Annotated in this window: 17 protein-coding genes; 9 read left to right on the forward strand and 8 right to left on the reverse strand. The window is 61.8% G+C overall.

Annotated elements, in window-relative coordinates:
* Positions 1–669: 669 nt before the first annotated feature.
* From AC1DPF_RS11385 to AC1DPF_RS11415, 7 genes are all read left to right on the forward strand, one after another.
* On the forward strand, positions 670–1,680 hold the full coding sequence (locus tag AC1DPF_RS11385) for a PAS domain S-box protein (protein ID WP_477961389.1): 1,011 nt from the start codon (positions 670–672) through the stop codon (positions 1,678–1,680).
* Positions 1,681–1,767: 87 nt separating this feature from the next.
* On the forward strand, positions 1,768–1,920 hold the full coding sequence (locus tag AC1DPF_RS11390) for a hypothetical protein (RefSeq protein WP_477961391.1): 153 nt from the start codon (positions 1,768–1,770) through the stop codon (positions 1,918–1,920).
* A gap of 142 nt (positions 1,921–2,062) precedes the next feature.
* Positions 2,063–2,539, forward strand: coding sequence for an Hsp20 family protein (locus AC1DPF_RS11395; RefSeq protein WP_477961392.1), 477 nt, complete (start codon positions 2,063–2,065; stop codon positions 2,537–2,539).
* An 85-nt stretch (positions 2,540–2,624) separates the two neighbouring features.
* Positions 2,625–3,146 (forward strand): Hsp20/alpha crystallin family protein, encoded by a 522-nt coding sequence (locus tag AC1DPF_RS11400; RefSeq protein WP_477961394.1) that lies wholly within the window; start codon positions 2,625–2,627, stop codon positions 3,144–3,146.
* 94 nt (positions 3,147–3,240) lie between these two features.
* Positions 3,241–3,618 carry an NADH dehydrogenase ubiquinone Fe-S protein 4 gene (locus AC1DPF_RS11405; RefSeq protein ID WP_477961396.1) on the forward strand — a complete coding sequence of 126 codons (378 nt, stop codon included), beginning with the start codon at positions 3,241–3,243 and terminating at the stop codon, positions 3,616–3,618.
* A gap of 40 nt (positions 3,619–3,658) precedes the next feature.
* Positions 3,659–4,207 carry a hypothetical protein gene (locus AC1DPF_RS11410; RefSeq protein WP_477961398.1) on the forward strand — a complete coding sequence of 183 codons (549 nt, stop codon included), beginning with the start codon at positions 3,659–3,661 and terminating at the stop codon, positions 4,205–4,207.
* A 103-nt stretch (positions 4,208–4,310) separates the two neighbouring features.
* On the forward strand, positions 4,311–4,943 hold the full coding sequence (locus AC1DPF_RS11415; protein ID WP_477961400.1) for a MarC family protein: 633 nt from the start codon (positions 4,311–4,313) through the stop codon (positions 4,941–4,943).
* 8 nt (positions 4,944–4,951) lie between these two features.
* On the opposite strand, the gene AC1DPF_RS11420 is transcribed toward AC1DPF_RS11415, so the two are convergent.
* The 3 genes from AC1DPF_RS11420 to AC1DPF_RS11430 form a co-directional block, all read right to left on the reverse strand.
* Complete coding sequence (locus tag AC1DPF_RS11420) at positions 4,952–5,233, reverse strand: hypothetical protein (protein ID WP_477961402.1); 282 nt, start codon at positions 5,231–5,233, stop codon at positions 4,952–4,954.
* A 74-nt stretch (positions 5,234–5,307) separates the two neighbouring features.
* Positions 5,308–5,577 (reverse strand): usg protein, encoded by a 270-nt coding sequence (locus AC1DPF_RS11425; RefSeq protein ID WP_477961404.1) that lies wholly within the window; start codon positions 5,575–5,577, stop codon positions 5,308–5,310.
* Complete coding sequence (locus AC1DPF_RS11430; protein WP_477961406.1) at positions 5,574–5,810, reverse strand: hypothetical protein; 237 nt, start codon at positions 5,808–5,810, stop codon at positions 5,574–5,576. The genes AC1DPF_RS11425 and AC1DPF_RS11430 overlap by 4 nt, the downstream gene beginning before the upstream one ends.
* Before the next feature lie 272 nt (positions 5,811–6,082).
* Between AC1DPF_RS11430 and groES the strand changes: the two genes are divergently transcribed.
* Both groES and groL read left to right on the forward strand, forming a co-directional pair.
* A complete protein-coding gene (gene groES / locus AC1DPF_RS11435; protein ID WP_477961408.1) occupies positions 6,083–6,397 on the forward strand; it encodes a co-chaperone GroES in 315 nt (104 codons plus the stop codon).
* A gap of 54 nt (positions 6,398–6,451) precedes the next feature.
* Positions 6,452–8,071 carry a chaperonin GroEL gene (gene groL / locus AC1DPF_RS11440; protein WP_477961410.1) on the forward strand — a complete coding sequence of 540 codons (1,620 nt, stop codon included), beginning with the start codon at positions 6,452–6,454 and terminating at the stop codon, positions 8,069–8,071.
* Positions 8,072–8,140: 69 nt separating this feature from the next.
* On the opposite strand, the gene AC1DPF_RS11445 is transcribed toward groL, so the two are convergent.
* The 5 genes from AC1DPF_RS11445 to AC1DPF_RS11465 all read right to left on the reverse strand — a co-directional run bounded on the left by AC1DPF_RS11445 (position 8,141) and on the right by AC1DPF_RS11465 (position 12,206).
* The gene (locus tag AC1DPF_RS11445) at positions 8,141–8,956 is read right to left on the reverse strand and encodes an NAD-dependent epimerase/dehydratase family protein (RefSeq protein ID WP_477961412.1); all 816 of its coding nucleotides are present in this window, start codon (positions 8,954–8,956) and stop codon (positions 8,141–8,143) included.
* The gene (locus tag AC1DPF_RS11450) at positions 8,953–9,411 is read right to left on the reverse strand and encodes a MarR family winged helix-turn-helix transcriptional regulator (protein WP_477961414.1); all 459 of its coding nucleotides are present in this window, start codon (positions 9,409–9,411) and stop codon (positions 8,953–8,955) included. Before AC1DPF_RS11450 ends, AC1DPF_RS11445 begins: the two co-directional genes overlap by 4 nt.
* Before the next feature lie 587 nt (positions 9,412–9,998).
* A complete protein-coding gene (locus AC1DPF_RS11455) occupies positions 9,999–10,811 on the reverse strand; it encodes an enoyl-CoA hydratase (RefSeq protein ID WP_477873035.1) in 813 nt (270 codons plus the stop codon).
* 50 nt (positions 10,812–10,861) lie between these two features.
* Positions 10,862–11,029, reverse strand: coding sequence for a hypothetical protein (locus AC1DPF_RS11460; protein ID WP_477873037.1), 168 nt, complete (start codon positions 11,027–11,029; stop codon positions 10,862–10,864).
* A gap of 109 nt (positions 11,030–11,138) precedes the next feature.
* Positions 11,139–12,206, reverse strand: coding sequence for a 3-ketosteroid-9-alpha-monooxygenase, oxygenase component (locus AC1DPF_RS11465; RefSeq protein WP_477873039.1), 1,068 nt, complete (start codon positions 12,204–12,206; stop codon positions 11,139–11,141).
* Positions 12,207–12,208 lie beyond the last annotated feature (2 nt).

The following is a 12,208-nucleotide window of genomic DNA, read 5'->3' on the forward strand; positions in this document are numbered from 1 at the left end:
CCCTCGTGAGCGTGATCGCGCCTCGCGTACACTGACGAGGACGCAGTTCGCAGGTGTGGATGACGAGAGGGACGCCTACGTTGAACCGGTAGTGTAACCCGCCGATGCCTCCAAAAACTTGCTTTGCATCGTGGGTTCGAATACCATGGCCGCCATCACATTCAGCGTTTAAGTCATAGACACAGCGCGATATCTTTGGGCTTGTTTGGCGAGATACCACGAGTAGCGCCACGATACCGCCGTGACGGCACATCAGTCCGCTGAGTGCAGGCAGGCCGACCTGTCCTAACGAGGTTTGCCGCGCGTGCGATCGTCTGGTGACGAGTTCGCCGCGCTGCGGCGCACTGGCTGATCTCGGCTTTGCTGCCAGAAAACACCCATGCAACAGGATAGCTGATCGAGCGGTTGTTCAACGACCACGCTTTTGTTACATTTTGCAGCGTCGACTCTTGGTGGCACTTTAGACTCTGTGGCTTCGGGGCGGGTCGAAAATTCCAAATCGGAGGGATCTGGCCAGCCATCGCTTCCTAGGGGGCATCGCCGGCACAGCGTTCGAAGGCGGCAGCGCCCTCGCTGATCTCGGCCGCAACGGCTTGGAAACGAGCATTTTGCTGGTGAGTGGAAATTAGAATGAGTGACCTTGGTGGAAGCCACGCGCAATCTGGCGTAATGCCCGACCTGCCTTATGAGCGGCCCGGAGCAAAGGACGAGATCGCGCAGCGCCTCGCTGCAATCGTCGAGTCCTCCGACGACGCCATTTTGACAAAAGGTCTGGATGGAACCGTCACGAGCTGGAACAGGGGAGCGGAACGGCTGTTCGGCTATCGCGCCGCAGAAATCGTCGGAAAGCCCATCATGCAGCTCTTGCCGGACGATCGGCAGGACGACGAGGCGCCGATACTGGCACGGCTGCGCCGAGGCGAACGAGTGCGCCACTATGAAACGGTGAGGCGCCGCAAGGACGGGAGCCTGATAGACATCTCGCTCAGCGTATCACCCCTGCGTGATGCGAGCGGCAGGGTCATCGGCGCGTCCACGATCGCGCGCGACATTACAGAGCGCAAGCAAGCCGAGGAGCGGCAACGCCTGTTGATGCGTGAAATGGATCACCGGATGAAGAACCTGTTCGCGCTAGCGGGCAGCCTCGTCGGCATGAGCGTGCGCGATGCTGCAAGCCCAGAGGAACTGGCCACCATCGTGCAGGACCGTTTAGGCGCGCTGGCGCGTGCGCACTCTCTAACAATGCCGAAGGGCTCCGCTGCCGGCAGCAACGATTCTGTTCGGCTCCACATACTGCTTCGGACGATTTTGGCACCTTACGAAGGTGCTGGCGGGGGCCGGGAGCGGCTGCGGATCAACGGCGACGATGTGACGTTGCCTGGAAGCGCGACGAACACGGTCGCACTCATTCTCCACGAGCTTGCCACCAATGCCGCGAAATACGGCGCATTGTCGTCGCCGTCGGGCACCGTCACAGTCGAATGCATCGCGAAAAAGGATACGCTCGCCATGATCTGGGATGAGCGCGGCGGCCCGCGGTGCGATAAGCCGGCGGAAGAAGGGTTCGGCAGTTTGCTTGGACGCTTGGCCAGCAGACAGCTTGGCGGCACGATCGAGCGTGAGTGGCGGCCGGAGGGGCTGCGAGTAAACGTGACGGTCATGCGCGATCGCCTGGCGTGAGTCCTTAGCGCCGCTGGACCTGCCAGCCTGGGTCCCGCCCGCTGCCGGTAAGCGCACGCCGGAGATCTGCTCGACGACCTTGGCGCGATGCGCGATGGCACGGCCAAGCCGATGCCGACATCGCCGCCGTTCGGGCCGATGATGGCGCTGTTCACGCCGACAACTTCGCCGCGCATGTTGATCAACGGCCGCCCTTCTAGGAGTGGATCGGCGCATCCGCGTTGCAAAAAAATTGCCTAAAAAAACCTCTTGAAAGCCTTCCGACCCGTCCTAGATTTTTTGTCACCGGACGCCGTTCGGGTCCGGTTGGACATAGAGAGCGTCGGCTCTTACGTTACCGGCGCCTCTCATGCCCAGATCGCTTCACAAGGAGGATTTGGAAATGAGAACAACTGCTTTTGATTTTGCGCCCTACCGGCGCTCCACCGTAGGCTTCGATCGGCTCTTCAACCTGCTCGAAGCAGGCGCGCGTGAAGACGACGGCTACCCGCCCTTCGACATCCTGAGAGAAGGTGACGACAGCTATCGCATCACGCTGGCGGTCGCCGGCTTCCGCCCCGAAGATATCGAGGTGGTGGCCCAGCAGAACCAGCTCACCGTGACCGGCAAGCGTGCCGAGGACAACGACAAGGGCGAGTATCTGCACCGCGGCATTGCGGCGCGCGCATTCGAGCGGCGCTTCCAGCTTGCCGACTTCGTGGAAGCTGGCGATGCCCGCTTCGAGAACGGCCTGCTGAGCATCGCGCTCAAGCGCGTCGTGCCCGAGGCAATGAAGCCGCGCCGGATCGAGATCAGCGGCGGCAAGGCTGCCCAGGATCAGATCGAAGCGCCCAGGGATGAGGCCCGCGAAGCGGCCTGATACCCTGATTAACAGGTTTGCCGGCGCCGCCCCCAGCGGGCCGGCAGGCCTTGCCCCCTTCCAGCCAGAAAAGGAGATGACCATCATGGCTTTTCGTGATCTCATTCCCTGGAGCCGGCAGGAAAACCGGCTCCCCGTCCCGGTCAGCGCCGAGCGCGGCCGCGACAGTGATACCCACCCGCTGCTCTCGCTCCACCGCGAGGTCAACCGACTGTTCGACGATGTCTTCCGCGGCTTCGGCGTGCCTGCATTGGCCGGGTTCGACCGCGCTGCGGGCTGGCCCCATGTCGAGCTCGGCGAGACTGACAAGGAAATCCGCGTCACGGCCGAACTGCCGGGTCTCGACGAGAAGGACGTGGAGATCACCGTCGAAGACGGTGCACTCACGCTTCGGGGCGAGAAGCGGTCCGAGGTGGAAGACAAGGATCGCGGTTATACCGAGCGCAGCTACGGCCGCTTCGAGCGGCGTATCGGGCTGCCGCAGGGCGTCGACCGCGACCACGCCGCAGCAACCTTCAGGAACGGCGTGCTGACGGTCACCCTGCCGAAGACGGAGGCGGCGAACGAAAATGTCCGTCGCATCCCGGTCAATGGCAAGGCGGCTTGACGGCCTGGCCCGGGACTTCGGTTCCGGGCCAATCGCCAACGATAACCACCCCGGACCATGCGCGTCGAATGCGCTACCTCCAGATGCGCAGGCCGTGATCGAGCCTGTGCCGCGCGCGACCAACCAGGGCGGACGGGGCGGGCGCGGACGATGGCGGGTGCGCTTCGCGCCGCGCTGGCGTCCGGTGGCCGATCCCCTGACCGGATGGACGGGCGGCGGTGATCCGATCGAGACGATCGAGCTGCGCTTTTTCGACCTGGAGAGCGCCGCGAACTACTGTCGACGCCAGGGATTGGACTTCTCGATCCATGGCGTGTCGGGTCGCCAGTATCCGCTCCCCAGTCGCCTGCCAGCGGGACAGACGCCGGTGCTGCGCTGCTGGCCCACTGGTCCGCTCGCGCGATGTGGCAGCCGGCATCCGGCCGCGCTTGAAAGCGACCTGTGCTCGGGAACCGCAGCGGGCGTCGGGTGAAAGGCATTTTCACATTCACGGTGATCAGAGGAGACGATTGATGCGAAAAATTCGTACAGCCGTCCTGGCTGGCGTGACGGCGGTCGCCGCCATCGGTACCGCGCTGGCGGCGAGCCATGGCAGCCATGTGATGAACGTCGGCCTGCCGGACGGTACGGTCGCCCGAATCGAATATGAGGGAGATGTCGCGCCCAAGGTCATGGTCGCGCCTGCCTCAAGCGTTACACCGATTGCCTGGCTCGATCCATTCGAGCCGGCCCCATTCGCGCTGTTCGATCGGATCGCGGCCGACATGGACCGGCAGAGCGACCTGATGATGCGGCAGGTTCGCGCCTTGCCGCTCCAGGCGATGGCCGATGACGGGAAGATCGACCTGGCGGCATTGCGCAGCCTGCCTCCGGGGACCGTAAGTTACAGCTTCGTCTCGACGGCCAATGGGGGAAGCACCTGCAGCCGAAGCGTTCAGGTCACCTCGCTGGGCTCAGGGCAGCAACCGAAGGTCGTATCGAAGAGCTCCGGTGACTGCCGCGAAGCGCCGTCGGAGACTGTCGCCCACCCGAACCAAACGAACGGGATGCGCCGCACATGACGAGCCTGCTGCCGGCCATCCCGGCAGCCTATTTAAAGCCAACTGAGTCATAAGGGAGCGGCGTAAGCGCCGCTCCCTTTGCAAGTTTTCAGTTACGTTACCCATGCACATATCAGCCAGCATCCTCTCCACCTTCATCACGCTGCTCGTCACGATCGGTCCGATCGAGACGGCGGTGGTCTTCGCCGGCCTGACGGCCGGGATTCACCGCAGCGAGCGGATGAGCCTCGCCACGCGCTCGGTCACGATCGCCGCCGGCGTGCTGCTGCTGTTCGCGGTGGCGGGCGGCGTCGTTCTTTCGCTCCTGCATATTTCGCTGCCCGCGTTCCGGGTGGCGGGCGGCGTGCTCCTGTTCCTCCAGGCCTTGACGCTCACCTTCTCCAGTCCTGGACTCTCGTCGATCAGCGAGGGAGAACGCCGAGAGGCTGAAGGGCCCGGCGACATCGCGGTCTTCCCGCTGGCGTTTCCCTTGATTGCGGGCCCCGGCAGCCTTTCGGCCGCCGTGCTCGTCATGGGCCGCACCGAAAGCTGGATCGACGGCGGCGCCGTGCTCGGGATGATCATGTTCTGTATGCTTTTGACCTGGCTCGCGATGCTCGCAGCCGACCGCCTTGTCCTGTTGCTAGGGGGCACCGGTGCCGACGTCGTGGGCCGCGTCTCCGGTGTGCTTCTCGCCGGCCTCGCCGTCCAATTCGTCTTTGACGGTCTTGCGGCCGCACCGTTCATGGCCGGCTGAATTAGCCGCTATGCGGCCTCGTCCAGCACCCGAAGAACCCGGTCGAGCATGGCGGCGTTGGAAGCGGCCTTGGGCAGTTCGCGGCGGCCGAAGCGCTGAAGTGGTGCGAGGTCCCGCCGCGGCAGCCGCAGCGTGATCAGGCTTTGCCCCAGCGCATCGCGCGGGATGCGCTGGGCTGTCTTGCCGGATCGCAGGAAGTGATCCAGGAGCCGCCTGCGGTCGGCGAAGCTCCAGCCGAGCTCTTCCAGCTGCTCGGGGGGCACCGATAGCAGCGCCAGGGCGAATTCCATGATGTCGTCGAACGGCAAGGCGATACGGACGCCGCGGCCGCCACGTTCGCGCCACTTCCTCAACGGCCCGCTCGTCATTGTATTCTAATGATGCCATCGACAGCGCGCCACTTGGCCGGACGAACGAGCTGATCGTGCGCGATCTGCACCGAGTGGAGCGCCGCCTCAATTTCCCGGCGCCAATGGTCGAGAAAGTCGAACAGGACCGGGAAATCGGGCGCCAGGTCATATTCCTGCCAGATGAACAGCTGCAGCAGGGACGGAGCGTCGGGACGGTAGTAGTGAACTTCCGCCGTGGTCAGCCCATAACCCTGCAGCTGGGCGATAAAACCGCGATCGCTCATTGGAGTGAAGTGGTCCGATCGGTGCCCCCGTCGAGCGAGCGCATGGCGGCTAGGACGTCATCGATCGAGACCGCGCGCTTGGCACCGGGCGGTTTTCTTAGGGCTGGCTGATCCCGCACGGCGGAGCGGTCGGACGCCCAGGACGCGAGGATGGCGCGCTTGACCTCGGGCTCGAGCCTTGGATGGCGCGCGACGTCAAAGGGATGAAGAAAACGCGAAAATGGCTGCGACATGGCCGGGTCTCCTTTCCTTGTGTCGCTCCTTCATGACGGCGGCGGCGAACGCGCCGCGCTGACAGATTTTGGTGCGATGACCCGGTGCGTCAAGGGCATTCCAGCCGCCGTTCGCCAGCTTCCGACCAAATATTGGCACTCGGCGCCCAGGAGTGCCAAAAAATCGGGTTCCGCCTCTTGAACGAAAAAATCGCTTTCCCTAACTTTGCGGAACCTGTCGTTCAGATGAACGGCAGGCTGTCACATCATGTTTTGCATCTGGAGGTTTTGCCATGCATTTCCGCCCCTTGCACGACCGTGTGGTCGTCCGCCGCATCGAAGCCGAGGAGAAGACCTCGGGCGGCATCATCATCCCCGACACCGCCAAGGAAAAGCCGCAGGAAGGCGAGGTCGTCGCCGTGGGCCCCGGCGCCCGCGATGACAATGGCACGCTCGTTGAGCCATCGGTCAAGGCCGGCGACCGCATCCTGTTCGGCAAATGGTCGGGCACCGAGGTCAAGATCGACGGCGAGGATCTGCTGATCATGAAGGAAAGCGATATCCTCGGCGTGATCGACAATGTGGTGCCGCTCAAGCAGGCGGCCTGATTGACCGCCTATCCCTCGAACATTCAGGAAGGACATAGAAAGGAGTAGGCAGCGATGGCTGCAAAGGAAGTTAAATTTGCGTCAGACGCGCGTGATCGCATGCTGCGCGGCGTGGATACGCTCGTGAACGCAGTGAAGGTCACACTCGGCCCCAAGGGCCGCAACGTCGTGATCGAGAAGAGCTTCGGCGCGCCGCGTATCACAAAGGACGGCGTGACCGTCGCGAAGGAAATCGAGCTCGCCGACAAGTTCGAGAATATGGGCGCGCAGATGTTGCGCGAAGTCGCGTCCAAGCAGAACGACAAGGCCGGCGATGGCACCACCACCGCCACCGTGCTCGCCCAGGCGATCGTGCGCGAGGGCTCGAAGGCGGTCGCCGCCGGCATGAACCCGATGGACATCAAGCGCGGCATCGACGTCGCCGTGGGCGCCGTGGTCAAAGATCTCGAGAGTCACGCCCGTAAGGTCAGCGCAAACAGCGAGATCGCGCAGGTTGCCACCATCTCGGCCAATGGCGATGAGGAAGTTGGCCGCATCCTCGCCGAGGCGATGGAAAAGGTTGGCAATGAAGGCGTGATCACCGTCGAGGAAGCCAAGAGCCTCGCGACTGAACTCGAAACGGTCGACGGCATGCAGTTCGACCGCGGCTATCTCAGTCCGTACTTCATCACCAATGCCGAGAAGCTCAAGGTGGAACTGGATGATCCCTATATCCTGATCCACGAGAAGAAGCTCTCGAACCTTCAGGCGCTGGTGCCGCTGCTCGAGAAGGTCGTCCAGTCGGGCCGGCCGCTGCTGATCATCGCGGAGGATGTCGAGGGCGAGGCGTTGGCGACGCTGGTGGTCAACAAGCTGCGTGGCGGCCTCAAGGTCGCCGCCGTCAAGGCGCCGGGCTTCGGCGATCGCCGCAAGGCGATGCTCGAGGACATCGCCATACTTACCGGCGGCGAAGTGGTGAGCGAGGAACTCGGCACCAAACTGGAGAATATCACGATCGACATGCTCGGCCGCGCCAAGAAGGTGACAATCGACAAGGACAATACGACGATCGTGGACGGCGTCGGCGCAAGGTCCGACATTGAAGGACGCGTCGCGCAGATCCGCCAGCAGATCGAAACCACCACCAGCGACTATGACCGCGAGAAGCTGCAGGAGCGGCTTGCCAAGCTCGCCGGCGGTGTCGCGGTGATCCGCGTCGGCGGCGCGACCGAGGTCGAGGTCAAGGAGAAGAAGGACCGCGTCGATGACGCGCTCCATGCGACCCGGGCCGCGGTCGAGGAAGGCATCCTACCCGGTGGCGGCGTCCCGCTGCTCCGGGCATTGAAGGCGCTCGATGGCCTCAAGGCCGCGAATGACGACCAGCAGTCGGGCATCGACATCGTTCGCCGCGCGCTGCGCGCACCCGCGCGCCAGATCGCCGAGAATGCCGGCGAGGACGGTGCCTGGATCGTCGGCAAGCTCCTCGAGAGTGACGACTATAACTGGGGCTTCAACGCTGCGACCGGCGAATACCAGGATCTCGTCCAGGCGGGTGTGATCGATCCAGCCAAGGTCGTGCGCACCGCGCTGCAGGACGCCGCCTCGGTCGCCTCGCTCCTGATCACCACGGAAGCGCTCGTCGCTGAGGTGCCGAAAGAGGAGAAAGCCGCGCCGATGCCGGCGATGGACTATTGATGTGAGACGGGGAGCCCGATTCTCGGGCTCCCCGGAGCTTAAAAGCTGAAGGGCGACATACGCTTTGTACTAAAGTATGCCTTCCTGTTCGGCTTGATACACCGTCCTTACGGTGGACTGGTAACCAAGACTGCGGGCAAGTGAGGCGTCGATATGAAGATGCCACGGATTTTCCATGGGTTGGGATGAAGGCTCCATATTGCCACCTACCAGGCCTACCAACTCGTAAATCGTGGTTGGCGCCTCATCAGAAATGTTGACGATTTTCTCGTCGAAGGTTCCGACAAGTGCCAACTTTATTGCAGTTGCAATGTCCCGATGGTGAATTGTGCTCATTCGGTTGGCGGGATGAAATCCGAAACTGGACAGATGCCCTGGCAGCATCTCCAGATGCCCGTCTCCATCGCCATACACGAACGGAAAACGTAAAATCGACCAGTTCAAACCACTTTCCCGGAGGAGCTTCTCCGCGGCGACCTTGCTGGCTGGATATGCCAGTTCCGGTTCGACGACATCTGTTTCACGCCCGGGCTTCGAGCCATTCTTGTCGTAAACGTTGGACGTGCTCGCCATGATGAAGCGCGCTTTGGGCGCATGAACCTGCACGGCCTCGATGAGGCCGCGTGTGCCCTCCAGATTGCTCTTCCAGATCAAATCGGTATCCTGCGTACGAAACACTGCTGCCAGATGCACGATCGCCGAGACGCCCTCCACTGCGGCCCTCAGCGACGCCGGATCAAAAAGGTCGCCTTCCACGGTCTTCACACCAGCCGGGGCATCCTTGCCATTGCGAACCAGCGCGCGACAGACTTCTCCGACCTCAACAAGCCGACTCAGCAAGCGTTCGCCCACCAGTCCGGTCCCGCCTGTAACGAGAATCGTCATGCCTTCTTTCCTTTCAATTGCCCATTGAGGCGCTCGGTCGCCGCTTTCAGCACCCGCGCGGTCGTTTCAATGTCGGTGTCGGAGAAATCGCTGAAGGCCGTGTCGCGGATGAAATTAAGATCGGGCATCTCACGCCATAGCGCTGCGCCTGTCGGAGTGAGACGCAGCAACTTCTGGCGCTGATCACCACCATCCTGCACCTGTTCGACCAGACCCTTTCGGACCAGCGTTGAGATGACGATGCTCGTCGTCGCGCGTTCGATCTGGAGCAGTTGCACCAGTTCACGCTGCATCGTGGGCCCGACCTGGGCGAGCTGATGCAAGACATACCATTGCGTAGCGCCGATGCCGTACGGCTTCAGCTTCTCCTCCATCATGGCGCGCCCGGCGAAATAGCATCGCTTCGCCCAGGCCCCCACGGACGCATGCTCCGGTCGGCCGATCTTGTTAGCCATCAAACATAGATGTTAGTGAGCTAACATAATTTCAAGAGGAGCGCCGTCAGGTACGTTTGAGAGCGGGGATCGCTTCGTTGGAGGCTTACATGTTTGGATTTAACCGGCGCCTTGGCTTCGGCTCCGCCGCTTCGGCCGAAGCTTACGGACCGATGGGCTGCCTAAATGTTGGTCACGTCCCAAGAACCGTCGCTCGCCATCGCCGAAAACTTGCTTTGTATCGTGGGTTCGAATACCGTGTTGGGAGTCGAACTAAGCCTGCAAAGCGTTGGTTTGAGGCGGAAAAATTAGTTGCCACCATCGTGGCACATTTCGTGGCACGCGGTTGGAAATCTCGAATTAGACTTGTGACAAATCAGTCACTTGTTGGATGAGTTCGAATCCCTCCCGCTCCGCCAACGGACCTTTTCAGATGGTCTCAAAAACCCCAGAAAACCTTGATTTTCTGCTAGTTTTAGGCTAGTGTTTGTCTCAGTCGGTTGCTCCCGATGCCCCCAAATCTCACTGCGGCCGGGGGCATTTTGGGGGCGCGAATTGAGAGATGGGGGCATTCGCACCCCGCGCCCTCGGCGGCGCAAAGTGGGAAACTACTCCGCTTCCTCATCGTCCGGCAGATGGTGCTTCTGCTGCCGTCCGCGTGCGGTGAGTGCCTGCCAGCGGTCTGCGATTTCTTTTGGGGTGACATTGCCATTTACCCGGTCGGCCATTCTGATTTCCAGCGCGCGGGCATCACCATAAGGTAGCTCGTATCCGCCATCGATCAGGGACTTGTAGCTCTGAACCGCCGACCGATCCGCCGTCGCGATATCGTGCGCCAAGCTTTTGGCGACTTCCATTAGTTTATCGCCGGGCACGACCCGATTGACCAGTCCCCAGGCATAGGCATGGTTGGCATCGATCGCGTTGCCGGACAGGGACATCTCTTTGGCGCGTCCGGTCCCGATCAGCCGGGAGAGCTTCTGCGACAGACCCCAGCCGGGGAGGAGCCCGACCCGGACGTGGGTATCGGCAAAGCTCGCCTGTTCAGCGGCGATGAGAATGTCACAGCCAAGGGCGAGCTCGAGCCCACCCGCAATAGCTGGGCCATTGATAGCGCCGATCACCGGCTTTTCGCATTGTTCGACCAACGCGACGATATCATCGTCGAAAATCTCCGCGCCCAGCACTGCAGAGGCATCGCCCCGCGCAGCGAGTTCCTTGAGATCAAGTCCCACGCAGAAGGCCCGCGTGCCGGCGCCACTCATGATGATGACACGAACGCTATCGTCCGATCGCGCGGCCTGGATCGCATCACACAGGTCCCACCTCAGTTGCAGCGACAGCGCATTCATCGCCTCGGGACGGTTCAGCAGGATCGTGCGGACCGGACCATCGTCTTCGATGGAAAGTGTCACTGTCATCTCCGACTAGGAATGTGCGTCGAGCGCCGGCGACCAAAGCCACGGCTTGATCAGCCCCGCCAGTCCGGCGGGTTGGCTTTGCCTGCTGCCTCGACTTTCTTGATCCCGTCGGCCAATCCTCCGATATTCACATGGGGAAATTCGTGGGTGAGATGACCAAGCTGGTAGAGATCGAAATCGGCCGACAGGGCGCTCCTGATTCCCTGAACCTCCGTCAATCCGGATTATTCCTTCGGGCGCGTCGCTGAAAAAGCCAATCGTCTCTTCCACGCTCAGCGCCTTCCAAGATCTTCGGACCGGCGGATGTCCACGCGCCCGGACATCGCTCTAGACGCGCTCGTTCGAGAAATCGGGCACCCCCGGCACGGTATAGATCCCCGCGCTTCGGCCCAGGAACAGCGCCGCCGCCGAACGCGGATTGTAGAATTGCTTGTACCAGGTCCGCACCTTGAGAAAATTGCCGTCCCCCGGCAACTGCATCGGGCGCAGACATGGCTGCTTGTTCGACCATATTTCGAAATCCTGCGCGAAGGCGTCCCTGCTCAAACGCTGATAGTCGCGGGCGGCCTGGACGTCCTCTTCGGTCGGAATGCGATCCGCGATCTTGGTGAGGGTCGCATGCCATACGAACACCCGGCCATCGTCGACCGGCGTGTGCGTGATGAACATCATCGAGTTATTATCGCCCAGAAAGCGCGAAATCAGAATGCCCGGTCCGGTATAATAGGTGTCGAACTTCATCATTCCGGCCTCGGCACCTAGGATTTCATGTACGCCGCTAAGCCTCTGCCAGGCCATGTGCCCGCGTAGTTCGGTTTCGAACGAGCTGACATGGGTGGCGTGAATGGGCAGCAGATGCTGCAAGTCGCAGATATTATCGACCACTTCGACGGGATGAAGGTCCATTTCTCCGAGGATATCGAACCGCCAGCGGACCCACATCGGATCTTCCCATTCTGAGATTTCGGGAAGCTCGTAATCGGGAGGGCCGCCTTCGGGATCATGCCAATAGAAGATGGCATTATAGCGTTCGACGACCTCATAGGCGGCGAGGCGCGCCTGCTGGGGAATGATGTTCGAATAGGGAATATGATCGCACTGCCCATCAGGGCCGAAGCGCCATGCATGGTAGGGGCATCGGATCGATTCACCCTCGATCTGCCGGCCCTGCCTGACGATGAAGGAGGTCGTGTTCTTTCCGATATGCGTGCGCATATGCGGGCAATAGGCACTTACCATATAGGCCTTGCCGCTCTCTCCCCGATAAATGACGAGGTCCTGGCCGAAAAAGCGGACGCTGAGCGGCGCCGTGTTGATCTGTTCGGCATCCGCCACCATGAACCAACCACGGGGGTAGACATGTTCGCCCAGCGCGTAATCGACGGTCTTTGCCATTG

Source organism: Rhizorhabdus sp. P4_G6, assembly GCF_056401045.1.